Origin of the sequence: Streptomyces sp. NPDC007088, assembly GCF_042869355.1 — a bacterium.
Lineage (GTDB): Bacteria > Actinomycetota > Actinomycetes > Streptomycetales > Streptomycetaceae > Streptomyces.
The window spans coordinates 251703-274056 of the sequence record NZ_JBIAFO010000007.1 but is presented as its reverse complement, the minus strand read 5'-3'; the positions used below and the strand labels follow the sequence as shown (position 1 = coordinate 274056).

Sequence of the window (22354 nt, the reverse complement as noted above, 5' to 3'; positions counted from 1 at the left end):
GGCCCTATTGGCGGCACTCAGTGCCGCCGAGCCTTGCCATACTGCCGCTTGGTCTCCGGTTGCGGAAGGGCGGGGTGATGTTTCCCACCGCTTTGATCGATCATTTTTCCGTACGGTGTCCGGCGAGGTCACGGCGGGGTCGCCGCGGCTCCCTTCCAGGGTCCCGGAATCCGCGCCACACCTCCTCACCGTAGGCCGGTCAGCGGCCGTCCGGCGAGTCGGTGATCGAGGGCGGTGTGCCTCCGGCCTGCGGAAACCGTCCGGACCGCCTGGGCGAGGGCGCGGCGCGAGCCGACCAGCACGACGAGCCGCTTCGCGCGGGTGACGGCCGTATACAGAAGATTGCGCTGGAGCATCATCCAGGCACTCGTGGTGACGGGGACGACGACGGCCGGGTACTCGCTGCCCTGGGAGCGGTGGATGGTCACGGCGTAGGCGTGTGCCAGCTCGTCGAGTTCGTCGAACTCGTAGGGGATCTCCTCGTCCTCGTCGGTCAGGACGGTGAGCCGCTGCTCCTCCGGATCGAGGCCGGTGACGACGCCGACGGTCCCGTTGAAGACGCCGTTGGCGCCCTTCTCGTAGTTGTTCCTGATCTGGGTGACCTTGTCGCCTACGCGGAAGACCCGGCCGCCGAAGCGCTTCTCGGGCAGTCCGGGCCGGGCGGGGGTGATGGCCTGCTGGAGCAGCCCGTTGAGGGCGCCCGCTCCGGCCGGCCCGCGGTGCATCGGGGCGAGCACCTGCACGTCACGGCGCGGGTCGAGCCCGAACTTCGCCGGTACCCGCCGGGCGGCCACGTCCACGGTCAGCCGCCCGGCCTCCTCGGTGTCGTCCTCCACGAAGAGGAAGAAGTCGTCCAGGCCGGAAGTGAGCGGCTGGGAACCGGAGTTGATGCGGTGGGCATTGGTGACGACGCCGGACTGCTGGGCCTGCCGGAAGATCCGGGTCAGCCGTACGGCGGGCACCGGGGAGCCCTCGGCGAGCAGATCGCGCAGGACCTCCCCGGCACCCACGGAGGGCAGTTGGTCGACGTCGCCGACGAGCAGCAGGTGGGCGCCGGGCGCGACCGCCTTGACGAGTTTGTTGGCGAGCAGCAGGTCGAGCATCGACGCCTCGTCCACGACGACGAGGTCGGCGTCGAGCGGGCGGTCCCGGTCGAAGGCTGCGTCCCCGCCGGGCTTCAGCTCCAGCAGCCGGTGCACGGTGGAGGCTTCGGCGCCGGTCAGTTCGGACAGCCGTTTCGCGGCCCGCCCGGTGGGCGCGGCGAGCACGACCTTGGCGCGCCGGGCGCGGGCGAGTTCCACGACGGAGCGCACGGTGAAGGATTTCCCGCAGCCGGGGCCGCCGGTGAGGACGGCGACCTTGCGGGTCAGCGCGAGCCGCACGGCGGCCTCCTGCTCGGGGGCGAGCGAGGCGCCGGTGCGCCGGGCGAGCCAGCCGAGGGCGGCGCTCCAGTCGACGTCCTGGAAGGCGGCGAGCCGGTCGGTGTCCGCGTCGAGCAGTCTGCGCAGCTGCCCGCTGAGTGAGAGTTCGGCGCGGTGGAAGGGCACGAGGAACACCCCGGTCACCGGCTCCCCGTCCTCGGTGTCCGGCGGCACCTGTTCGCGTACGACGCCCTCGGGGTCGGCGGCCAGTTCACCGAGGCAGTCGATGACGAGCCCGGTGTCGACGCCGAGGAGTTTCACCGCGTCGCTGATGAGCCGTTCCTCGGGGAGGTAGCAGTGGCCCTGGTCGGCGGATTGCGAAAGGGCGTACTGGAGGCCCGCCTTGACGCGCTCCGGGCTGTCCTGCGGGATGCCGACGGCCTGCGCGATGCGGTCGGCGGTGAGGAAGCCGATGCCCCACACGTCGGCGGCCAGGCGGTAGGGCTCGCTCTTGACGACGGAGACGGAGGCGTCCCCGTACTTCTTGTAGATCCGTACGGCGATGGAGGTGGACACCTCGACGCTCTGGAGGAAGACCATGACCTCCTTGATGGCCTTCTGCTCCTCCCAGGCCGCGGTGATCTTCGCGGTCCGCTTGGGACCGAGGCCCGGCACCTCGATGAGCCGTTTCGGCTCCTGCTCGATGATGTCGAGCGTCTCGGTGCCGAAGTGCCGGGTGATCCGGTCGGCGAACACCGGCCCGATCCCCTTGACGAGGCCCGAGCCGAGGTAACGCCTGATGCCCTGGATCGTGGCCGGGAGCACCGTCGTGTAGTTCTCCACGACGAACTGCCGCCCGTACTGCGGGTGCGAGCCCCAGCGGCCCCGCATCCGCAGCGACTCCCCGGGCTGCGCCCCGAGCAGCGCCCCCACGACGGTCAGCAGATCCCCGCCGCCGCGCCCGGTGTCGACGCGCGCGACGGTGTACCCCGTCTCCTCGTTCGCGTACGTGATCCGCTCCAGCGTCGCTTCGAGCACGGCGAGCGCGGGCCCGGCGGACTGCCCGGAGGTCCCGGGGGTCCCGGAGGTGTGGGTACTGGCCATGGGGCGACGGTATCGCCGGGGGGTGACAGCGCGGGTCACGGCCGGGGCGGAAGGAGGGCGGGCGGCGCTCCCTGCCGGGAGAACCCTGAGCGAACCCCGAGGGGCGGGCGCCGCGGGGCCGGGGCGTCCCGGGGTCGGCTCAGGGGCGGGCTCGTCCCGGCGGATGATCACCGAGGAGCGGAGCGCAACCAGGATGTTCACATCAACCAGCCTCTACCACACGGAAGTTGACTTATGACTTCGCGCCTTCGCCCTCCGCCCCTCCCCGTCGCCGTGGCCGCCTCGGTCGCGCTGGCCGTGACCGGTCTGTCCGTCGCCCCGGCCCTCGCCGCACCCGCGCCGCCGAGCGTGGCGCGCCACCACCACGGGATACCGGCGGAGCAGGCGCGTGCCCTGGCCGGAGCCCTCGCGGACCTGCCCGCCGACGACGCGACGGCCGCCCTCGTCAGGGTGGGCGGGAGGGAGGGCGCCTGGCGGGGGTCGGCCGGGGTGCACGACCTCGACAGCCGCCGTCCGGCGCTGCCCGGGGCGAGGTTCCGGGCCGGTTCGGCCACGAAGGTCCTCACCGCCGCTGTCGTCCTCCAGCTCGCCGACGAGGGACGGGTCGCACTGAACCGCCCGGCCCGCTCCTACCTGCCGGACCTGATTCCGGCGCGCTACCGCCATGTGACGGTACGGCAGTTGCTCAACCACACGAGCGGTATCCCGGCGGCCGAGACGACCGCCGACACCCTGGAGGAGGCGTACGCCCACCGCTTCGACCGCACCACCCCGCGGGCGGCGGTGGCCTCGGCGACCGCGCGGGACCCCGAGTTCCGCCCCGGCACGGTCCAGCACTACCTGAACATCAACTACACCGTCCTGGGCCTCCTGGTGGAGCGGGTCACGCGCCACTCCTACGAGGAGGAGGTGAACCGGCGGGTGATCCGCCCGCTCGGCCTGCGCGACACGTACCTGCCGGGGGCCGACCCCGCCATCAGGGGCCCGCACAACCACGGTTACCAGATGTTTCCCACGGCGGACGGCGGGACGGAGCCGCGCGACGTCACCGTCTGGGGGCAGACCGGCTCCTGGGCCGCGGGCGATCTCGTCTCGACCACGGCCGACCTCGAACGCCTCATGACCGCCCTCTTCCGGGGCAGGGTCGTACGCGGTCCCGCGCTGGAGGAGATGTTCACGCTGCCGGGCGGGCGCGTGCGCATGTACGGCTCGGACGACCCGGCCGCCTACAGCGCGGGCCTCTCGATGCTCAGGCTCGGCGGCCGGGAGGTGTGGGCCAAGACCGGCAGCCGCTACGGCTACCTGACGGGCGTCGCCGCGACCCGCGACCTCTCCAGGACCCTCGTCTACAGCGTCAACGACACGGACGCGAAGGGCTCGGGCATGAGTGACCGCGTCCTGGCCCTGGCCGGCGCGGCCTTCGGAGCGGCCGGCTGACCGAGGGCCGGGCCGCCGGGTCCGGCCACCTACCGGGGAGGGGCGCCGTGAACGGCCCCGGGCTGAGGCCCGGCGAGGCGCCGCGGCCGAGGACTCACACGGCCGCCTCGCCGCGCACGGCCGCACCCGCCGCCCCACCGGTGTGCTCCGCCCTGCGGACGGCGAGCGGGGCGAGCAGTCCCGTCACGAGGAACAGGGCCCCCACGACGTACCAGCCCGGCCGCCCCCAGGACACGCACAGCGCGATGAGGAGCGCGGGGCCGACCGCCTCGGCGAGGCCCGCGCCCAGGCCGAAGACGCCCAGGTACTGGCCCGTGGCCCGTTCCGGGGCGAGCGCGAAGGACACCTCGAAGCCCGCCGCCGAGTGCCACAGTTCACCGGCGGTGTGGACGACCACGGCGCCCAGCAGTACGGCCACGGCGATCCCGGCGGGCACCCCGGCGGACAGCGGGACCAGCGCGCACGAGAGGAGGAAGGCGAGACCCGCTCTGCGGTAGGCGAGCCCGCCCGCCTTCGGTGAGACGACGCCGCGGCCCGCGCGCACCTGGAAGGCGACGACGAGGACCGTACCGGTCAGCATCGTGGCGGAGACGACCCAGTGCGGGGCGGTGGTGAACCCGACGATCCACAGGGGGATGGCGACGGTGAGCACCTTGAACTGGATGGCCATGACGCCGTCGAGCGCCGTGAGCAGCAGATAGGGCCGGTCGCGCAGGGCGCTCCCGCGCGGGCCGTGCGCGGCGGGCGCCGGTGGCGAGACCGGCAGGAGCCGCAGGACGACGGCGGCGGCCACGAAGGCCACCGCGTTGCCGAGGACCAGCAACCGGTAAGCGGGGAGCGTGCCGACCTGGACGGCCCACCCCGCGAGGAGCGCCCCCAGGGAGATGCCGAGGTTGGTCACGGCCCGCAGGTAGGACCGGAACTCCTGGGGGCGCGCGCCGCCGTGCCGCCTGATGAGCGGTGAACGTGCGGCGAGTCCGGCCGACTTCGCCCCACCGGCCGCGCACACCGCGCACAGGAAGGCCCAGAAGCCGTCCGCGAGGAGGAATCCGGCCGTGGCCAGCGCCTGCACCAGCAGAGTGCCCGCGTAGATGCCGCGTGCGCCGCGCACGTCCGCGAGACGCCCCACGGCGACGCCGAGGAGGAGCGAGAGCACTCCGGCGACCCCGAGGCCCGCTCCCACCTGCCCGGCGGGGAGGTGGACCGCCTGCGTGAAGTACAGCACCCCGGCGGTCAGATACAGACCGCTGCCGACGGTGTAGACGAAGTTCGAGGCCGCGAGCACGCGCTGCGGCCCCGAGTCCGGAATGAGTCGAGGCATGACGAGGCTCCCCTTTCCCGCGCGCGGGACTCCGGCTCCCCAGTAAGGACCGGCCAAGCTTGTTGCACATTACTTGCATGAGCAAGAGGTGCGCGGAAACTTGTCCCGGCTCGGTGACTGCCGACCGCGGGGCCCCGCTTTCCCGGTCACCGAAACGGCTCGCCGGCGCCCCGTCCCCAAGGCAGACTCCCCCCATGTCCGACACCGAGCGTCACCCCCCGTACCCGCCCGCCCGAACCGTCGACCTGTTGACGCCTCGTCTCGCGCTTCATCCGCTCACGCCCCGGGAGGCGGTACGTCTTCTGGAGGGCGGGGAGGCGGCGGACGGCGGGTATCCGGGGAGCGGGGACCTGTCCGCCGCGCGGCGCTTCCTCGGACTGTGTGCGCGAGGGTGCGATCCCCGGCCGCTCGGGGCGTACGAGATCCGGCCGCGCGAGAGGGTGCCGGGCGGCGCCGTCGGCGGGATCGACTTCCACGGGCCGGCCGATGAGCACGGCACCGTCCGTGTCGGCTACGGGCTGGTGCCCGCCGCGCGCGGGCACGGGTACGCCTCCGAGGCGCTGCGCGCGCTGCTGGAGCTGGCCGGGCGGCAGGGCGTACGGGCCGTGGAGGCCGACACCGACCACGGCAACGCGCCCTCCCGGCACGTGCTGGAGGCGGCGGGGCTGCGCTTCGTCCGGGGCGACGAGCGGGTGCGGTACTACCGGATCGAGCTGTCCGGCTGAGCGTCCCGGCGGCGTCTTCGCGACGTGAAAAAGCCCGGTTCGTCACCGAACCGGGCTCCTTCGGGTGTTCCCCCACCCCCCGTGGCAGCGCTTCCAGATCCCCCCCGGAATCCCCCCGAAGCTCTGCCGACACCCAGTACGACATGCCGTCGGGGCGAAGGGTTGTACGGCTCGGGAGAATTTCTTCCGGGGCAGCCGGTGTCACAGGGCGGGGTGCTCCCCGGGTTGCGACACCGTCCTGATCTCGTCGTGGGAGAGAGCGCCGGCCCAGGTGTGGACCTCGTCGATGTCGCCGTCGAGGTAGTGCTCCCCGGCGCCGTCGGCGGCGGAGTCCCGGCCGGCCTGGAGGAAGTGCCCGGTCTCCCACACGTGCGCCGCCGCGTAGGGCGCGCTGTCGGCGAGGGCGCCGTTGACGTAGAGCTGGACCTCGCCGGCTTTCTCGTCGTACTGGAGCGCCAGGGTCTGCGCCCCGTCGGGGGCGGGAGCGACGAGGTCCGTGGTGGCGGCGTCGCTCTCGTCGGCGAGGGCGAGCCGGGCCTGCCAGGTGTGGTCCGCCGCGTGGTAGCGGAGGGTGAAGGCGTCCGTCCTCTCCCCGGGCTGGGAGAGGACGGCCATGTCCCGGTCAGGAGTGCCGTGCAGACGCACCTTCGTGGCGACGGCCCAGCTCCGGCCGGTGTCGAGCGGCGGGATGTCGCTCCACAGGTAGTCGCCCTCCCCGTCCAGGGTGACGCTGCCGCTGCCCTCCAGCGGGTCCCGCGTGGTGATGTGGGCGTCGCCTTCGAGGATGAGGTCGGCGTGGTGGTCCTTCTCCGGAATGACCTCCCATCCGTTCTCCCAGGTCTCGGTGGCCTCCATCCCCCAGTAGGCGAAGGGCCGCGGCTTGCGGCGGCCGAGTTCGGCGATCTCGGCGGGCGGTACCGCGCGGTCCCACACCCGGACGTCGGCCAGCTCGCCCCGCCACCGGGGCGCGACATCACTCCTGTACATGTCCCAGGCCCGCCCCATGACGAAGTACCACAGGTCGGTGTCCTCGGGCACCGTCGCTTCCCCGGTGGCCACCGGCGCGCCGTCCACGGAGAGCCGGGCGGTGTGCGTCGCGGGGTCGTAGGAGCCCGTGAGGTAGGCCCACTCCCCCGCCCGCGGGGTCCCGCCGGTGACCCGGGTCTGCCCGTCCGCGGAGGGCAGCGTGAAGCTCCAGGCGGGTTCTCCGTCCGCGTCGGTGGTCGTGCCGAGGGTGAAGTTCGGTGTGTCCAGGAGACCGGACTGGCTGATCGCCGTCATGGCCCCGCCCGTCTCGTCGGGGAGTACCCACACCCCGGCGGTGAAGGCGCGCGTGACGTCCACGACGATCCCTTCCGTGACCACGTAGCTCTCGAAGCCGCCGTCGAAGGACGCGGCGCCCGGGGTGGTCCCGTGGGGACCGGGGTCCCCGAGCCGGACGCCGGAGCTGGGCAGGCCACGGTAGCCACCCGCCCACGCGTCGGCGTAGTAGGAGCCGTTGCGGTCGTCGAGCCGCCAGGCCGCCACCGGCTGGGTCCGCGTCGCCACCGCGTACCGGCACCTCCCCTGCCGGGCGGAGTCGCTCCACGGGCCGTAGCCGGCGCCGTCCTTGGCGCGCACCCGCCACCGCACCGGGAAGCCGTCGGGGACGGAGTCCGGCACCGTCCACGCGAAGACGTCACCGCTGGGCTGCGGTCCGGTACTGGCGCCCACGCGGTGCGCGGTGCCGTCCACGTCGCTCCAGACGGCCTCGAACTGGGCGGTGAGCTGGTCGCCGTCCGCGTCGTCCAGCCGCGCGCGCAGCGTGGGACGGGCCTGGACGGTGGTCGCCTCGACGACGTCGCAGACGGTGTCCCCCGTGGTCAGCGCGGCGATGGACGGCCGCGGCGGCGGCTGGTTCCCGGCGGCCGACGCCCCCGTGGTCGTCGCGGCGGTCACCGTCGCGAGCGCGGCGACCAGGGCGGTACGGAGTACGAGCCTGACGTGCATGTTCCCTCCCGGATGCGGCGCGGGCGGGCACAGCTCTCCCGACGCGCGCCCGGTGGCCCGGCGCCGGGGACCGCACGCGCGGCCCGGCGGCTCGCCGGGCGGCGTTGCGGATCGGCAAACGGGCACGGGTGACGCGTTCGGCCCCCCGGCCGACCCCCGTGAAACACCTCAGCTTAGAACGGGAGTACGACATCCTGGCGCCCGGGGACACGCGGGTTTCGGCCACGTGGGACCGGCCCCTTGCCTGGTAAGTCGTTGCCCGCACTGCGCCCGTCGAACCCGGCCGGAACCCGGCCGTGGGCCGACAGGCCCGCAGGGGGCGGGCGGGGGCGGGTGACCGGGCGGCCCCTCCCGGCGGGGCCCGCCCGGTCATCCGCCCCGCCCCGTTGCCGGCCGCGTTCGTGGCTACCAGACGTGTTCCGCGAACCGCCGTACCGTCCTCGCGAGCAGTTCGCGGCCGTCCGTGGCCCACAGCTCGTCGTTGAACAGTTCGACCTCGATCGGGCCGGTGTAGCCGACCGCCTCCACGCGTCGCCGCCACGCGCGCATGTCGATCGAGCCGTCGCCGATCTGGCCCCGCCCGTTGAGGACTCCGGCGGGCAGGGGGGTGGTCCAGTCGGCGAGCTGGAAGGCGCAGATCCGGCCCTCGCGTCCGGCCCGGTCGATCTGCCCGGGTGCCCGGTCGTCCCACCACACGTGGTACGTGTCGACGCAGACGCCGACCTGCTCGGCCGGGAAGTGCGCGGCGAGGTCGAGGGCCTGCGTCAGGGTCGAGACGACGCAGCGGTCCGAGGCGAACATGGGGTGCAGGGGTTCGATCGCCAGTCGCACCCCGTACCGGGCCGCGTACGGGGCGAGTTCGGTCAGGGACTCGGCGATCCGTTCGCGGGCGGCGGCGAGGTCCTTGTCCCCTTCGGGCAGTCCGCCGCTGACCAGGACGAGGACCTTCGTGCCGAGCGTCGCGGCCTCCTCGATCGCCGTCCGGTTGTCGGCGAGCGCCGCCTTCCGGGCGCTCGCCTCGCGCGCGGTGAGGAATCCGCCCCGGCACAGCGACGTGACCTCAAGTCCCGCGTCGCGTACGAGTCCTGCCGCCGCCTCGACCCCGTACGCCTGGACCGGTTCGCGCCACAGGCCGACGCCGCGCACCCCCAACGTGCGGCACGCGGAGACGAGTTCGGGGAGCGAGAGCTGCCTGACGGTCATCTGGTTGATGCTGAACCGCTCGTGCGCCCGGAGCGGCGCACCGTCCGTCGCGCGCGTCATCCCGCCACCCCGTACACGCCGAGGAGCGAGCGCATCCGGGACGCGGCCAGCTCCGGGTCGGGGAACAGGCCCAGCCCGTCCGCGAGTTCGTAGGCGCGGGCCAGGTGCGGCAGTGAGCGCGCCGACTGGAGGCCGCCGACCATCGCGAAGTGCTCCTGGTGTCCCGCGAGCCAGGCCAGGAAGACCACTCCGGTCTTGTAGAAGCGGGTCGGGCGCTGGAACAGGTGCCGGGCGAGTGCGACGGTCGGGTCGAGCAGGGCCCGGAACCCCTCGGCGTCGCCGGTGTCCAGGACCCGTACGGCCTGGGCGGCGAGTGGTCCGAGCGGGTCGAAGACGCCGAGCAGGGCGTGGCTGAAGCCGCGCGCGTCCCCGGCGATCAGCTCCGGGTAGTGGAAGTCGTCGCCCGTGTAGCAGCGCACCCCGCTGGGCAGCCGGCGCCGTACGTCGACCTCGCGGTCCGCGTCCAGCAGGGAGATCTTGACGCCGTCCACCTTGTCCGGGTGCTCGGCGACGACCTGGAGGAAGGTGTCGGTGGCCGCGTCCAGGTCGTCGGCGCCCCAGTAACCGCTCAGCGCCGGGTCGAACATCGGGCCGAGCCAGTGCAGGATCACCGGCGCCGTGGACTGCCGCAGCAGGTGGGCGTAGGTGGACAGGTAGTCCTCCGGGCCCTTCGCGACGGCCGCGAGGGCACGCGAGGCCATCAGGATCGGCTGGGCTCCGGCCCCCTCCACGACCTCCAGCTGTTCCTCGTAGGCGGCCCGGATTCCGGCCAGGGTCAGTGACGCGCCGGCGCGCGGGGCGAGTTGGTCGGTTCCGGCGCCGGCCGCGATCCGGCCGCCCACCGCGCGCGCCTCCGCCCCCGAGCGGCGTACGAGTTCGGCGGCGGCCGGCCAGTCCAGGCCCATGCCCCGCTGTGCGGTGTCCATGGCCTCCGCGACCGCGAGCCCGTGCGCCCACAGGTGGCGGCGGAAGGCGAGGGTCGCGTCCCAGTCGACGGCGGCCGGGTCGTCGGCGCTGATGTCCGCGTAGGGGTCGGCGACGACGTGGGCGGCGGAGAAGACGGTACGGGAGGCGAGCGGCGCCGCCCCCGGGGCCGGAGGGGCGGTGCGCGCCCCGGCGCCGGGCGTGTGCGGGCGCAGCGTGCCGTCCGCGCCCGGGAGGCGCAGGACGCTCGGCGGGGTGCCGGTCACAGGGTCACCTCCGGCACGGCGAGGCGGCGGCCCTCGGCGGAGGAGCGCAGGCCCAGTTCGGCGAGCTGCACGCCGCGCGCCCCGGCCAGCAGGTCCCAGTGGTAGGGCGCCCCGGTGTGGACGTGGCGCAGGAAGAGTTCCCACTGCGCCTTGAAGCCGTTGTCGAACTCCCCGTTGTCCGGGACCTTCTGCCACTGTTCGCGGAACGCCTCGGTGGCGGGGAGGTCCGGGTTCCACACCGGTTTCGGGGTCGCCGAGCGGTGCTGGACACGGCACTCGCGCAGTCCCGCGACGGCGGAGCCCTCGGTGCCGTCGACCTGGAACTCGACGAGTTCCTCGCGGTGCACGCGTACCGCCCACGAGGAGTTGATCTGGGCGACCGCGCCGCCCTCCAGCTCGAAGACGCCGTACGCCGCGTCGTCGGCGGTCGCGGTGTAGGGCTTGCCCTGCTCGTCCCAGCGGCGCGGCAGGTGGGTCGCGGTGAGCGCCTGGACGGAGGTGACGCGGCCGAACAGTTCGTGCAGGACGTACTCCCAGTGGGGGAACATGTCGACGACGATGCCGCCCCCGTCCTCGCGCCGGTAGTTCCAGCTCGGGCGCTGCGCGGACTGCCAGTCGCCCTCGAAGACCCAGTAGCCGAACTCCCCGCGCACGGACAGGATCTGGCCGAAGAAGCCGCCGTCGACGAGCCGTTTGAGCTTGCGCAGGCCCGGCAGGAACAGCTTGTCCTGGACGACGCCGTGCCGGATTCCGGCCGCCCGCGCGAGCCGGGCGAGTTCCAGCGCCCCGTCCAGGCCGGTCGCCGTGGGCTTCTCCGTGTAGATGTGCTTTCCGGCGGCGATCGCCTTCTTCAGGGCCTCCTCGCGGGCGGAGGTGACCTGCGCGTCGAAGTAGATCTCGACGCTGTCGTCGGCGAGCACCGCGTCGAGGTCGGTCGACCAGCGCGTGAGGCCGTGCCGTTCGGCGAGCGCGCGCAGGGCGTCCTCGCGCCGTCCCACCAGCACCGGTTCGGGCCACAGCACCGTGCCGTCGCCGAGGTCGAGCCCGCCCTCCTCGCGCAGCGCGAGGATCGAGCGGACGAGGTGCTGACGGTGGCCCATGCGCCCCGTCACCCCGTTCATGGCGATGTGCACCGTCCTGCGTTCCATGAAGGTCCTTTCCCGGGGCCCCGGCCGGCGCCGGTCTCCGGGCCGGGCGGCGAGGCGTGCTGGAGGGGTTGAGCGGTAGAGGGATTGAGCGATAGAGGGGCAGGCGGACAGAGGGGCAGAGGGGCAGAGGGATAGCAAGCGCTTTCTACGCGCTCCGAAGCTAACCTCTGGACGGCTCCGCGGGCAACACCCCGGGCGATGCCTGGTATGACTGGCCTCCTGATGGCCAGGAGGACGAGATGACCGTGACCCTGTCGGACGTGGCGGCCCGCGCGCGGGTCTCCCCCGCGACCGTCTCCCGTGTGCTGAACGGGAATTACCCGGTCGCCGCGAGCACCAGGGACCGGGTGCTGCGCGCGGTCGACGAGCTGGACTACGTGCTCAACGGGCCCGCGAGCGCCCTGGCGGCGGCCACCTCCGATCTGGTCGGGGTGCTGGTCAACGACATCGCCGACCCCTTCTTCGGCATCCTGGCGAGCGCGGTGCAGTCGGAGATCGGCGGTCCGGGCGGCCGGGCCGGGGGCGAGCGGCTGGCCGTGGTGTGCAACACGGGCGGCTCCCCGGAGCGCGAACTGACGTACCTGACGCTGCTCCAGCGGCAGCGGGCGGCGGCGGTCGTGCTCACGGGCGGCGCGGTCGAGTCCGCCGAGCACGGGGACGCCGTGGCGGGGAAGCTGCGCAAACTGGTCGCGGCCGGGACGCGGGTGGTGCTGCTGGGCCGTCCGCCGCTGCCCGCCGCCGGGGCGGACGGCGTGCCCGAGGCGCCCGGACTCCTGACCGCCCTGACCTTCGGCAACCGCGACGGGGCCCGCGCCCTCACGGAACACCTGATCGGCCTGGGGCACCGGCGCATCGGCTACATCGCGGGCCCGCGGGAGCGCACGACGACGCGGCACCGCCTTGAGGGCCACCGCGAGGCGCTGGCCGCCGCGGGCCTCGCCGACGATCCCGCGCTCCTGCTGCACGGCCCGTACGACCGCGCCTCGGGCCACCGGGCCGCGCTGGAACTGCTGGACCGTTCGCGGGAGGGGGCGGCGGCCGGGCGGACGGACCGGATGACGGCGGTCGTCGCGGCCAACGACACGGTCGCGCTCGGCGCGTGCGCGGCTCTGCGCGAGCGCGGGCTGAGCATCCCGGCGGACGTGTCGGTCGCGGGCTTCGACGATCTCCCGTTCAGCGTCGACGCGGTCCCGGCGCTCACGACCGTACGGCTGCCGCTGCACGAGGCGGGGGCGCGGGCGGGCCGGATCGCGACGGGCCGCGAGACCCCGCCGGAGGGCGGGGTCGCCCTGTCGGGGGGCGAGCTGACGGTACGTGGTTCGACGGCGCCGCCGAGGGCAGGGGACTGACACGTGGAGCGGGTGGGCCCGATGGGGCCCGGACGCTTGTGACCTGCCCGTAGGGTGACGTGCGCGCGGCCCCGTGAGGGGGTCGGCGCGGTCCCCGGAAGGGTCGGGCGCGGTGCCGGCGAGCCGGTCGGCAGGTCGGTGTTCAGCAGTGGGCGGCCGGCCGGACAGCCGGCCGGACATGGAACGAGCGAGGAGCTGTGGCATGAAACTGGCGTTCTCCACCCTGGGCGTGCCCGGGATGCCGATTCCCGAGGTGGTCCGGCTGGCCGCCGACAACGGCTATCACGGCGTGGAGCTGCGCGCCCACCCCGAGGAGCCGCTGCACCCGGGCGTCGGGGCGGAGGAACGGACCGCCGCCGTCAGCGAGTTCGCGGCGGCCGGGATCGAGATCGTCGGTGTCGCGGGCTATGTCCGGGTGGCCGAGCCGGGCGAGGACGAGCCCCGCGTCCAGGAGCTGCGCGCCCTCCTCGAACTGGCCCGGGACCTCGGCGCCCCCTTCGTCCGGGTCTTCCCCGGCGGCGGCACCGGCCAGAGCGAGGAGGAGGCGGACGCGACGGCGGCGCGGCGGCTGGGCGTCGGCGCGGAGTACGCGGCTGAGCTGGGCGTCCGCATCCTGCTGGAGACGCACGACTCGCACCGCACGGGGGCGGCGGCCACGCGGGTCCTCGGCACGGTGGGCCACAAGTCGGCGGGCGCCCTGTGGGACGTCATGCACACCTGGCTCGGCGGCGAGCAGCCCGCCGACTCCTATCTCGCGCTCGCCCCGTACCTGGGGTACGTGCAGGTCAAGGACATCGCCTCGGCCGAGGACACGACCCCGCTGGCCCTCGGCGCGGGCGTCCTGCCGCTGACGGAGGTCGTGGAGACCCTGACCCGTGAGGGCTGGGACGGCTGGCTGTGCTGGGAGTACGAGCAGCGCTGGTACCCGGAGGCGGCCCCGCTGCCGGAGCGACTGGCCGGGGGCGCGTTCTACCTGGGACGGCTGCTGAGCGAGTCGGCCTGACGCGAGTCGGCCTGACGCGAGCGGGGCGGACGCGAGCGGGGCGGAACGCGCCCCGGTGGACGGGGACCCGGGTGGACGGAGACCTGGCGGACGGGGACCCGGGCGAGGCGGGGGCGGGGCTGGGACGCCGGGGTTTCCGTGGTGCCGTCGTTCCACCGCGCCGTCGTTCCACCGCGTCGCCGTCCGGCGGACCAGGGCCGGGCGCCCTCTTCTGAGCAACGCCTTCGCCTGTGGGCCCGGCCGCGCGCCCGGCCCGCGAGCCGGGCCCCTTCGGACACGTACGGTCCCTTCCGGACGCACACGGCCCCTTCGGACGTACACGGCCTTCGGGTACACGGAGGGCGGCCTGTCGCCGTCGGCGCGCCCTTCTCCGGCGCCGACGGCGGCGCTCCCCTCCGGCCTCTTCGCGGCCTTGCCCCCCCGGCCCTTCGCGGCCCTCCCCAGGCTCCAGGGCCGCGCGCCCCACGCCTCCCCCGCCTTCCGTGCAGCCGCGCTCCGTACAGCCGCCTTCCGTACAGCGGCGTTCCGTACAGCCGCCGTCCGTGCCGCCGCGTTCCGCGAGCCCGCGCGCGTCCCGCACACCCCGCATCCCGGCGCGCCCCGCACGCCTCCCCGTCCGAGGCAGCTCTGTGCTCCGTCCGGACGCGTCCGCGCACGCCCTCTTGACTGGTAGTTACCTTCAGGTTATCCGTAAGTCTTCGAAAGTTTCTTTCAGATCATCAGACAGGCGTATTTGCCTCCAGACGTACTGGCGGTACGGCGCGGCGGCCACGGCGGGCACACGAAGGGAACGCGGGTGCGGAAGAGGCAGCAGCAGGCGGACGGGCGACAGGACGAGCGGGCCGGGCGGGAAGAGGGGGCCGGAGGGGACGGTCCCGGCCCGGCCAGGCGCCGGGTGCTCGCGGCGGGGGCGACGGTCCTCGGGGCGCAGGCCGTGCTCGGCGGCGGCACGGCGACGGCGGCCGGGCCCCGGACCGGTACGGAGACCGCGGGCGAGGCCGGCCGCTCGCGAGGCGTGGAAGCCGGGACGGGCACGGGCACGGCGCCGCTCTCGGGCCGCTCGACCCGGCGGCTGCTGGAGCGGATGACGCTGGAGGAGAAGGTCGGCCAGCTCTTCGTGATGCGGGTCTACGGCCACTCGGCGACCGAACCGGACCAGGCGGACATCGACGCGAACCTCAAGGAGATCGGCGTGCGCACGCCCGCCGAACTCGTCGCGAAGTACCACCTCGGCGGGATCATCTACTTCACGTGGGCGCACAACGTGCGCGATCCGGAGCAGACGGCCGGCCTCTCCAACGGCATCCAGCGCGCGGGCCTCGCGCTGCGCGTCCCGGTGCCGCTGCTCGTCTCGACCGACCAGGAGCACGGGGCGGTCGCCCGGATCGGGAAGCCGGCCACGCAGTTGCCGGGCGCGATGGCGCTGGGCGCGGGCGGTTCGGTCGCCGACACCCGGGAAGCCGCGCGGATCTCGGGCGCGGAACTGGCCGCCCTCGGCATCCGGCAGGACTTCGCCCCGGACGCCGACGTCAACGTGAACCCCGCCAACCCGGTGATCGGCGTACGTTCCTTCGGCTCGCGGCCGCGGTCCGTCGCGCGTCTGGTCGCGGCGCAGGTCAAGGGGTACCAGCGGGACGCGGGCGTGGCCTCGGCCGCGAAGCACTTCCCCGGTCACGGCGACACCGCGACCGACAGCCACTACGGATTCCCCGTCATCGGGCACACCCGCGCGCAGTGGGAGCAGCTGGACGCCCCGCCGTTCAGGGCGGCCGTGGCCGCCGGGATCGACGTCATCATGACGGCGCACATCATGGTGCCCGCGCTCGACGACTCGGGCGACCCGGCCACCCTGTCGCGGCCGATCGTGACGGGCATCCTGCGGGAGGAGCTCGGTTACGAGGGCGTGGTGGTGACCGACTCGCTGCGCATGGAGGGGGTGCGCACGAAGTACGGCGACGACCGGGTGCCGGTGCTCGCGCTGAGGGCGGGGGTGGACCAGCTGCTGGACCCGCCGGACATCGGCCTCGCGTACCGCTCGGTCCTCGCGGCGGTGCGCTCCGGCGAGCTGACCGAGGAGCGGATCGACGTGTCCGTCTCGCGCATCCTCGAACTCAAGCGCCGCCGGGGCCTGTTCGACGATCCGTACGTCCGGGACCGGGCGGTGGGCCGGGCGGTCGGCACGCGCGCCCACCTGGCCGCCGCCGACCGGATCGCGGAGCGCACGACCACGCTGCTCGTCAACGAGCGGGGCCTGCTCCCGCTCTCGCGCCGCTCCCACCGCGAACTGCTGGTGGTCGGCGCCGACGCCGCCTCGCCCTCGGGCTCGGACGGCCCGCCGACCCGGGTCCTCGGCGCCGAACTGGCCGGGCTCGGTTTCCGTACGCAGGTCCTGGCGACCGGGACGGCGCCCGGCCGGGCGGCCGTGGACGCGGCGGTGGCCGCCGCCTCCGGCAAGGACGCCGTGGTGGTCGGGACGTACAACCTGACCGCCACGAGCCCGCAACGGGCGCTGCTCTCGGCGCTCGTCGCGACCGGCGTCCCGGTCGTCGCGGTGGCGCTGCGCAACCCGTACGACGCCGCCCATCTCCCCGACGGCGTAGGGGCGTTGCTGGCCTCGTACGGCTGGACGGACGTCGAGGTGCGGGCGGCGGCCCGGGTCCTGGCCGGCCGCACGGCGCCGCGCGGCAGGCTGCCGGTCCCGGTGGCGCGCGCCGACGATCCGGCGAAGGAGCTGTACCCGGTCGGGTACGGGCTGACGTACCGGGGGCGCTGAGCGCCCGCGCGACGCACCCGCGCCCGGTAAATGCATCGTCCGGGCGCGGGGCGCGGGGGCCTGAGGCCGTGTCAGCCGGGGGTCACCGGGTGGCGACACCCGCAACACGCAGGGTCACGGAACTTCCCGAAGATACGATGATGCTCGGTTAATTTTTCCCTTATGACCGCATGTATGACCTTCGGGCCTCTCAGAACACTGTCGGCGCGCTACGCGGTGACGCTGGTGTCCGCCGGCGCCCTGGTCGCGGCGCTGTCCGGCGCCGCGCAGTCGGCGTCACCGCTCACCTCCGGCACCCCCCTCTCCCGGGCCTCGGCCGGATCGACGGCCTTCCCGTTCACCGGTTCCGCGCGGCGGTTCACCGTCCCGGCCGGGGTGTGCGAGCTGGCCGTGGACGCGTTCGGCGCGCAGGGCGGCCACGCGCGCTCCGCCTCCGGCAACGTCCTGGGCGGCCGGGGCGCCGAGGTCCTCGCCCCCGTACGGGTCACTCCGGGCGAGGTGCTGACGGTGGACGTCGCGGGCCGGGGCGGCGACGCGACCCGTACGGCGGCGGGGAAGGGCGGCCACGGCGGCGGCGGGCGCGGGGCCGGGACCCCGCCGCACGGGGTGAGCGCGGGCCGGCTCGGCGGCGGGGGTGGCGGCGCGACGGTCCTCAGCCGGGGCGCCCGGCCCTTGGTGATCGCGGCCGGCGGGGGCGGCGCGGGAGGCGGGAACGCGGCCGGGGACGGCGCGGTCGCGGGCGGCAATGGCGGCTGGAGGGGCTCACCCGGCGGTACGGGCGTCCACGCGGCGGACGGTCGCGGCGGGCGGGGCGGGGCGGAGGGCGGCCGGGGCGGCGTCGCGGGCACCGCGCCCGCCGGACCGTACGGCACCCCGGGCGGCGACGGCAGCCGGCTGCGCGGCGGGGACGCGGGCTGGGGCCCCGTCACCCCGCGCCACGGCAACGGAGGGGGCGGCGGGGCGGGTCTCGTCGGCGGGGGCGGCGGGGCCGGGCCGAGCGGGGCGGGCGCGTTCCCGGGAGGCGGCGGGGGCGGCGGATCGAGCACCGGCCCCGAGGGCACGCACTACGTGGGCGGCGCCCGTACCGGCGACGGCTACCTGAAGCTCACGTGGCGCACCACGACCGGCGGCAACTGCGCGCACGGGCGGAGCGGGCCGGGGACGGCGGCGGGCGCGCCGGCGGGACCGCGGCACACGGCACAACCGCCGGCCGGCGCGGCCACGAGGAGCGGGACGGACGCCGGGAATCCCCATGGAACGGACGCCCGGCAGGGCGCTGGGAAGGACGCCGGAAAGGGCGCCGGAAGGGACGCCGGAAAGGACGCCGCGACGGACGGAAAGGCGGAGAAGTCCGCCGGGGGAGCCACCCCGGCGAGCACGAGCCCTTCGGCCTCCGCTTCCGCGTCACCGTCGGCGTCCCCCTCCCCCTCGGGGTCCGGTCCGGCGGCCGGTCGCCCCGGGCCGGGCGCCACGCACGCGGGGGGCGCGGCGGAGAAGCGGACGCCCTCGCCCTCGTCCGCGCCCGTGGCGGACGCGGACGGCCGGTCCCCGCTGCCGCTGTGGCTCGCGGCGCTCCTCGCCCTCGGTGCGGGCGCGGTGCTCCTCGTGCTGCGCCGCCTGTGGAGCAGCCGTTACGCGCGCTGAGTGCCCGCACCACCGCGAAGGCCCCGCCCGTACGGAACGGTTCTCCGTACGGGCGGGGCCTTTCGGGCCGTCCGGGCGGTTCAGGGCCGCAGGGTCATCTCCCGTTCCTGGTGGCCGCGGTCGAGGGCCGCGTCGTAGCGCGCGAGGGGTGCGGCGGTGGAGGGGTCGGCGGCCGTCGCGGCGGTCGCGACGCCGGCCCAGTCGAGGATGCGGGCGGTGGCCCTGTCGCGTTCGGCGGGGACGAGTCCGGCCACGTTGGCCCCGTGGTTGGCGCCGGGCGCGGTGTAGACGTACGAGTCCTTGGCGCCCCGGCCGACGGAGAACCGTTCGGCGCCCCACGGGTCGTTCTCGCCGTAGACGAAGAGCATGTGCCGGGCGTGGTGCCTGACCCAGTCGTCCACCCGCGGGATGGCCCGGGAGTCGAAGCGCATGGGGATGGAGCGCGGCACGAAGTTCCGGGGCGGCTGGTAGCCGTAGCGGGTGAGGCCCTTGAGGTGCGGGAGGGCGATGGTGGGCGCCCCGAGCTGGGTGCCGGCCTGGTAGTAGTACGGCGTGTAGGGCTCAAGGCCCTGGTCGGTGTAGAAGGACCAGCCGGAGATCTCGTCGACGTAGGCGAAGAGGTCCTGGTCGCTCACGGTGCGCGCGTCGGGCACGTCGGCGCAGTCGGCCTCGCCGGAGTACTGCCAGAAGCCCCACACGAGGTCGAGGACGACGGCCTCGTACGCCTTGTCGAGGCTGCCGATGGTCGTGAAGGTGTACTTCTGGGCGGCGGAGAGGTCGGCGTACTTCCGCTCCAGCGGCTTGCGGCGGATCAGCGCCTCGCGCTGCACGGCGTTGAGCTTGTCGCGGCACCCGGCGGTGCCGACGTGCTCGAAGAAGCGGTCGTACGCGGAGTCCTCGCCGTTCACGACGTCGTTGGGGGCGACGTAGGCGACGACGCCGTCCATGTCCTTCGGGTAGTAGCGCTCGTAGTACGTGGCGGTCATACCGCCCTTCGAGCCGCCGGTGGCCAGCCAGTTCTTGCCGTAGACGGGCTTGAGCGCCTCGTACAGGCGGTGCTGGTCGCTCGCGGCCTGCCAGATGTCGAGCTTGGACCAGTCGGCGTTGGCGGGCCGTGAGGGCGTGAAGTACCGGTACTCCAGGGAGATCTGGTTGCCGTTCACGATGCGGGTGGGCTCGGAGCGGCTCGGGCTGGTGGAGACGTTGTAGCCGCCGGTGTAGAACACGGTGGGCCGCGCGGTGTCCTTGTGCAGCACGGTGAAGCGCTGCGTGAAGCTGCCCCGCGAGGGGTGCCGGTGGTCCACGGGCTGCCGGTAGCCGAGGACGAAGTAGCGGTACCCCTCGTACGGCTTCTCCTCGATGAGACTCACCCCGGGAACGGACAGCAGCCGTTCCTTGATGTCGGTCGTGTCCCGCGCCGCTCCCCCTTGGGCGACGGCGGCGCTGGTACCCAGGCCCACCGCCCCGACCACGAGCAGCAGCAGGGCGAGCAGCCCCCTGAGCGTCTTCCCGGCCACCGGGCCTCCTTGTCGTCGACGGACCGGCCGACGTCCGTCACGCGCACGGCGACCGGCAACGGACGGAACGTAGCGGACGGGACGGAGCGACGCCAGAGGGCCACGTGCGAAGGGTGAATTCACCGCGAAACCCCCTCGTACAGGGGCGTTCCGGCGCGTCGTGGGGGGAGGGCGGCGCGGGGCTGGGCGAGGGTGGAGCGCGGGGGACGATCAGCTCTGAGCCGTTGTGGAGGGTTCCGCCGATGACCGTCCCCGCCGCCCTGACTCCCCCCGCCCTCCCCCGCCCGGCGGCACCCCCGCGCCCGCGCGCGCTGCCGGCGCTCGGACTGGTGGCGCTCGCGTACGGGCTCGCGCAGCTCGCCGGGGTGGTGCCCTGGCTGGGTCTGGGCTGGGACGAGACGGTGTACGTGTCGCAGGTGGACCCGCACCGGCCCGCCGCCTACTTCAGCGCGCCGCGCTCACGGGGCATCAGCTACCTCGCCGCCCCCGTGCTGTGGCTCACGCACTGGCCCCCGGCCGTCCACCTGTGGCTCGGGCTGCTCGCGGCGGCGGCGCTGTACGGCGCGTTCGCGGTGTGGCGGCCGCTGCTGGGGGCCGGTCGCTGCGCCTTGGCGGCGGGGCTGTTCGCGGCGGTGTGGTCGACGCTGCTGTACGGGCCGCAGGCGATGCCGAACCTGTGGGTCGCCCTGTGCGCGGTGGCCGCCTCGGGCTGCCTGCTGCGCGCGGCGGCCGCCACCGGTCCGGCGCGCCGGGCGCTGCTGCTGGGTGTCGCGGGCACGGTGACGGGCGCGACGCTGCTGCGCTTCCCGGACGGCTGCTGGCTGGCCCTGCCCCTGCTCCTCGCGAGCGTCCTGCACCGCCCGCTGCGCGCGCCGGGCCCCTTCGCGGCGGTGGCGGGCGGCCTCGCGGCGGGCGCGGCGCCGTGGGTCGGGGAGGCGTACGCGCGGTGGGGCGGGATCGCCGGGCGGCTGCGGGTGTCGAGCGCGGTGCAGGGCGACATGGGCCTGCGCTGGGCGGGCGGCGACGCGTGGCGCAGCCTCAACGGGCCGCTGCTGTGCCGCCCGTGCACGGTGGAACCCGCCCAGCCGTGGCTGACGTGGTGGTGGCTCGCGCTGCCGCCGCTCGCGGCGGCGGTGTGCGTACGGGCCCGGCGCGGGCGGCGGATCACCACCTGGCTCCCGGTGGGCTGCGCCGCCGCCCTGAGCGCCCCGTACCTCCTGGCCCTGGGCTACTCGGCGCCCCGCTTCCTCCTGCCCGCGTACGCCCTGCTGGCGCTGCCCCTGGCCGCGGGCCTCCTGGACGCGGTGGCCGGCCACGGCCCCCGGTACGCGGCCGGGGCGGTGGCCGCCGTCCTGTGCCTGCACCTCGCGACCCAGGCCGGCCCCTTCCGGCACAACCTCCACGTGGCCCGGGAGACGACCGCCCGCTACGCGAAGGTCGCGGCCTACCTGAACGCGCACGGCATCAGGCCGCCCTGCCTGGTGACGGGCGCCCAGGCCCCGCCGATCGGCTACTCCGCGGGCTGCGCCTCGGGCAACCTCGCCGGCAACAACCGCAACCTGACCCGCGCCCGGCTCACCGCGAAGGCGGCCCGCCTCCCCACGGCCGCCGTGGCCGCGACCCGCCACGGACCCCCGCCGTACGCCCGGGACTGGCGACCGGTACGGGTGCCGGGGACGGGCCTGACGGTATGGGTGGCACCCGGGGGCGGGGGCTGAACACCGTCGCGCTCCGGGCCCGTTCCGGCCCCAGATGCCCTAGGTGTCCTAGGCGCCCTGGGTGTCCTGTCTCGGGAGGATGCCGTACAGGATGGTGTCGACCATGGAGATCAGCTCCTCGGTGAGGTCGAACGGGGCGGGTTCCTCGCTGGCCCACGCGGTGAGGATGACGTAGTACGCGGCCGACAGGAGCAGGCCGACGCGGTCGGTGTCCACGTGCGGCGCGATCTCGCCCCCCTCCCGCGCCTTGTGCGCCACCTCGGCCAGTTCGGCGGCGATGGGCGACTTGCGCCAGATGTCGGTCGTGTGCACTGAACCGATGATCACCGCGACGCTCACGGGCCGTGACGCGTCGGCGAGACGCCCCATCTCGGTGAAGTAGCGCACGAGCACGCCCCGCAGGGACGAGGCACCCTCGTCTCCCGCGTAGGCGGCCTTCGTGGCGAGCGCGCGACGCCGGACGGCCCACTCCTGCAGGAAGGCCACCTTGCGCGGGAAGTAGTTGAACACCGTCGCCCGAGCCACGTCGGCGCGTTCGGCGATGTCCTCCATCGTGGTCCCCTCGAAGGTCCTCTCGACGAACAACTCGATCGCGACGTCGTAGATCTCGGCGCGCCGCCGCTCGCGCTGGCGCGCACGCCGCCCGCCGCCGGAGGCGGGGGGGCCGCCCGGAGGGGCCGGCGAGGAGTCAGGGGTACTGGGGCTGTCAGGCATTACCGATTCTTTACTTTCCCGCGGATGGCAAGGTGTGCTCTACTTCGCTGGACGGGAGTCCAGAAATTGGACTGGCATCTAGCTTCTGCACTCCGGTC

At 74.6% G+C, this 22354-nt stretch carries 15 protein-coding genes; 7 read left to right on the top strand and 8 right to left on the bottom strand.

Going from position 1 to position 22354, the window contains the following annotated elements; translation table 11 throughout:
* Positions 1-185 precede the first annotated feature (185 nt).
* A complete protein-coding gene (locus ACFYMP_RS14145; RefSeq protein ID WP_388855798.1) occupies positions 186-2465 on the bottom strand; it encodes an ATP-dependent RecD-like DNA helicase in 2280 nt (759 codons plus the stop codon).
* Positions 2466-2699: 234 nt separating this feature from the next.
* On the opposite strand from ACFYMP_RS14145, the gene ACFYMP_RS14140 reads away from it, so the two are divergent.
* Complete coding sequence (locus ACFYMP_RS14140; RefSeq protein ID WP_388855796.1) at positions 2700-3902, top strand: serine hydrolase domain-containing protein; 1203 nt, start codon at positions 2700-2702, stop codon at positions 3900-3902.
* A 94-nt stretch (positions 3903-3996) separates the two neighbouring features.
* Here ACFYMP_RS14140 and ACFYMP_RS14135 read toward each other — a convergent pair whose 3' ends face one another.
* On the bottom strand, positions 3997-5223 hold the full coding sequence (locus tag ACFYMP_RS14135) for an MFS transporter (RefSeq protein WP_388855793.1): 1227 nt from the start codon (positions 5221-5223) through the stop codon (positions 3997-3999).
* Positions 5224-5417: 194 nt separating this feature from the next.
* On the opposite strand from ACFYMP_RS14135, the gene ACFYMP_RS14130 reads away from it, so the two are divergent.
* Entirely contained in the window at positions 5418-5948 is a 531-nt protein-coding gene (locus tag ACFYMP_RS14130) for a GNAT family N-acetyltransferase (protein ID WP_388855790.1), read from the top strand.
* 201 nt (positions 5949-6149) lie between these two features.
* On the opposite strand, the gene ACFYMP_RS14125 is transcribed toward ACFYMP_RS14130, so the two are convergent.
* From ACFYMP_RS14125 to ACFYMP_RS14110, 4 genes are all read right to left on the bottom strand, one after another.
* On the bottom strand, positions 6150-7937 hold the full coding sequence (locus ACFYMP_RS14125; protein ID WP_388855787.1) for a LamG domain-containing protein: 1788 nt from the start codon (positions 7935-7937) through the stop codon (positions 6150-6152).
* A 405-nt stretch (positions 7938-8342) separates the two neighbouring features.
* Positions 8343-9200 (bottom strand): sugar phosphate isomerase/epimerase family protein, encoded by an 858-nt coding sequence (locus tag ACFYMP_RS14120; protein WP_388855784.1) that lies wholly within the window; start codon positions 9198-9200, stop codon positions 8343-8345.
* Entirely contained in the window at positions 9197-10390 is a 1194-nt protein-coding gene (locus ACFYMP_RS14115) for a dihydrodipicolinate synthase family protein (RefSeq protein WP_388855781.1), read from the bottom strand. Before ACFYMP_RS14115 ends, ACFYMP_RS14120 begins: the two co-directional genes overlap by 4 nt.
* The gene (locus ACFYMP_RS14110; protein WP_388855778.1) at positions 10387-11538 is read right to left on the bottom strand and encodes a Gfo/Idh/MocA family protein; all 1152 of its coding nucleotides are present in this window, start codon (positions 11536-11538) and stop codon (positions 10387-10389) included. Before ACFYMP_RS14110 ends, ACFYMP_RS14115 begins: the two co-directional genes overlap by 4 nt.
* A 239-nt stretch (positions 11539-11777) precedes the next feature.
* Between ACFYMP_RS14110 and ACFYMP_RS14105 the strand changes: the two genes are divergently transcribed.
* The 4 genes from ACFYMP_RS14105 (at position 11778) to ACFYMP_RS14090 (ending at position 18307) form a co-directional block, all read left to right on the top strand.
* Positions 11778-12887 (top strand): LacI family DNA-binding transcriptional regulator, encoded by a 1110-nt coding sequence (locus ACFYMP_RS14105; RefSeq protein WP_388855775.1) that lies wholly within the window; start codon positions 11778-11780, stop codon positions 12885-12887.
* Positions 12888-13089: 202 nt separating this feature from the next.
* On the top strand, positions 13090-13890 hold the full coding sequence (locus tag ACFYMP_RS14100) for a sugar phosphate isomerase/epimerase family protein (RefSeq protein WP_388855772.1): 801 nt from the start codon (positions 13090-13092) through the stop codon (positions 13888-13890).
* Between the two features lie 1015 nt (positions 13891-14905).
* Entirely contained in the window at positions 14906-16663 is a 1758-nt protein-coding gene (locus ACFYMP_RS14095) for a glycoside hydrolase family 3 protein (RefSeq protein ID WP_388856068.1), read from the top strand.
* 174 nt (positions 16664-16837) lie between these two features.
* Complete coding sequence (locus ACFYMP_RS14090; protein WP_388855769.1) at positions 16838-18307, top strand: hypothetical protein; 1470 nt, start codon at positions 16838-16840, stop codon at positions 18305-18307.
* Positions 18308-18387: 80 nt separating this feature from the next.
* Here ACFYMP_RS14090 and ACFYMP_RS14085 read toward each other — a convergent pair whose 3' ends face one another.
* Positions 18388-19767 carry a S28 family serine protease gene (locus ACFYMP_RS14085; RefSeq protein WP_388856064.1) on the bottom strand — a complete coding sequence of 460 codons (1380 nt, stop codon included), beginning with the start codon at positions 19765-19767 and terminating at the stop codon, positions 18388-18390.
* A 299-nt stretch (positions 19768-20066) separates the two neighbouring features.
* Here ACFYMP_RS14085 and ACFYMP_RS14080 point away from each other — a divergent pair, with 299 nt between their 5' ends.
* Positions 20067-21542: a hypothetical protein gene (locus ACFYMP_RS14080; RefSeq protein WP_388855766.1), complete on the top strand. Its 1476-nt coding sequence runs from the start codon at positions 20067-20069 to the stop codon at positions 21540-21542.
* Positions 21543-21590: 48 nt separating this feature from the next.
* Here the strand turns inward: ACFYMP_RS14080 and ACFYMP_RS14075 are convergent, their stop codons facing one another.
* Positions 21591-22256 (bottom strand): TetR/AcrR family transcriptional regulator, encoded by a 666-nt coding sequence (locus ACFYMP_RS14075; RefSeq protein ID WP_388855763.1) that lies wholly within the window; start codon positions 22254-22256, stop codon positions 21591-21593.
* Between the last annotated feature and the right edge of the window lie 98 nt (positions 22257-22354).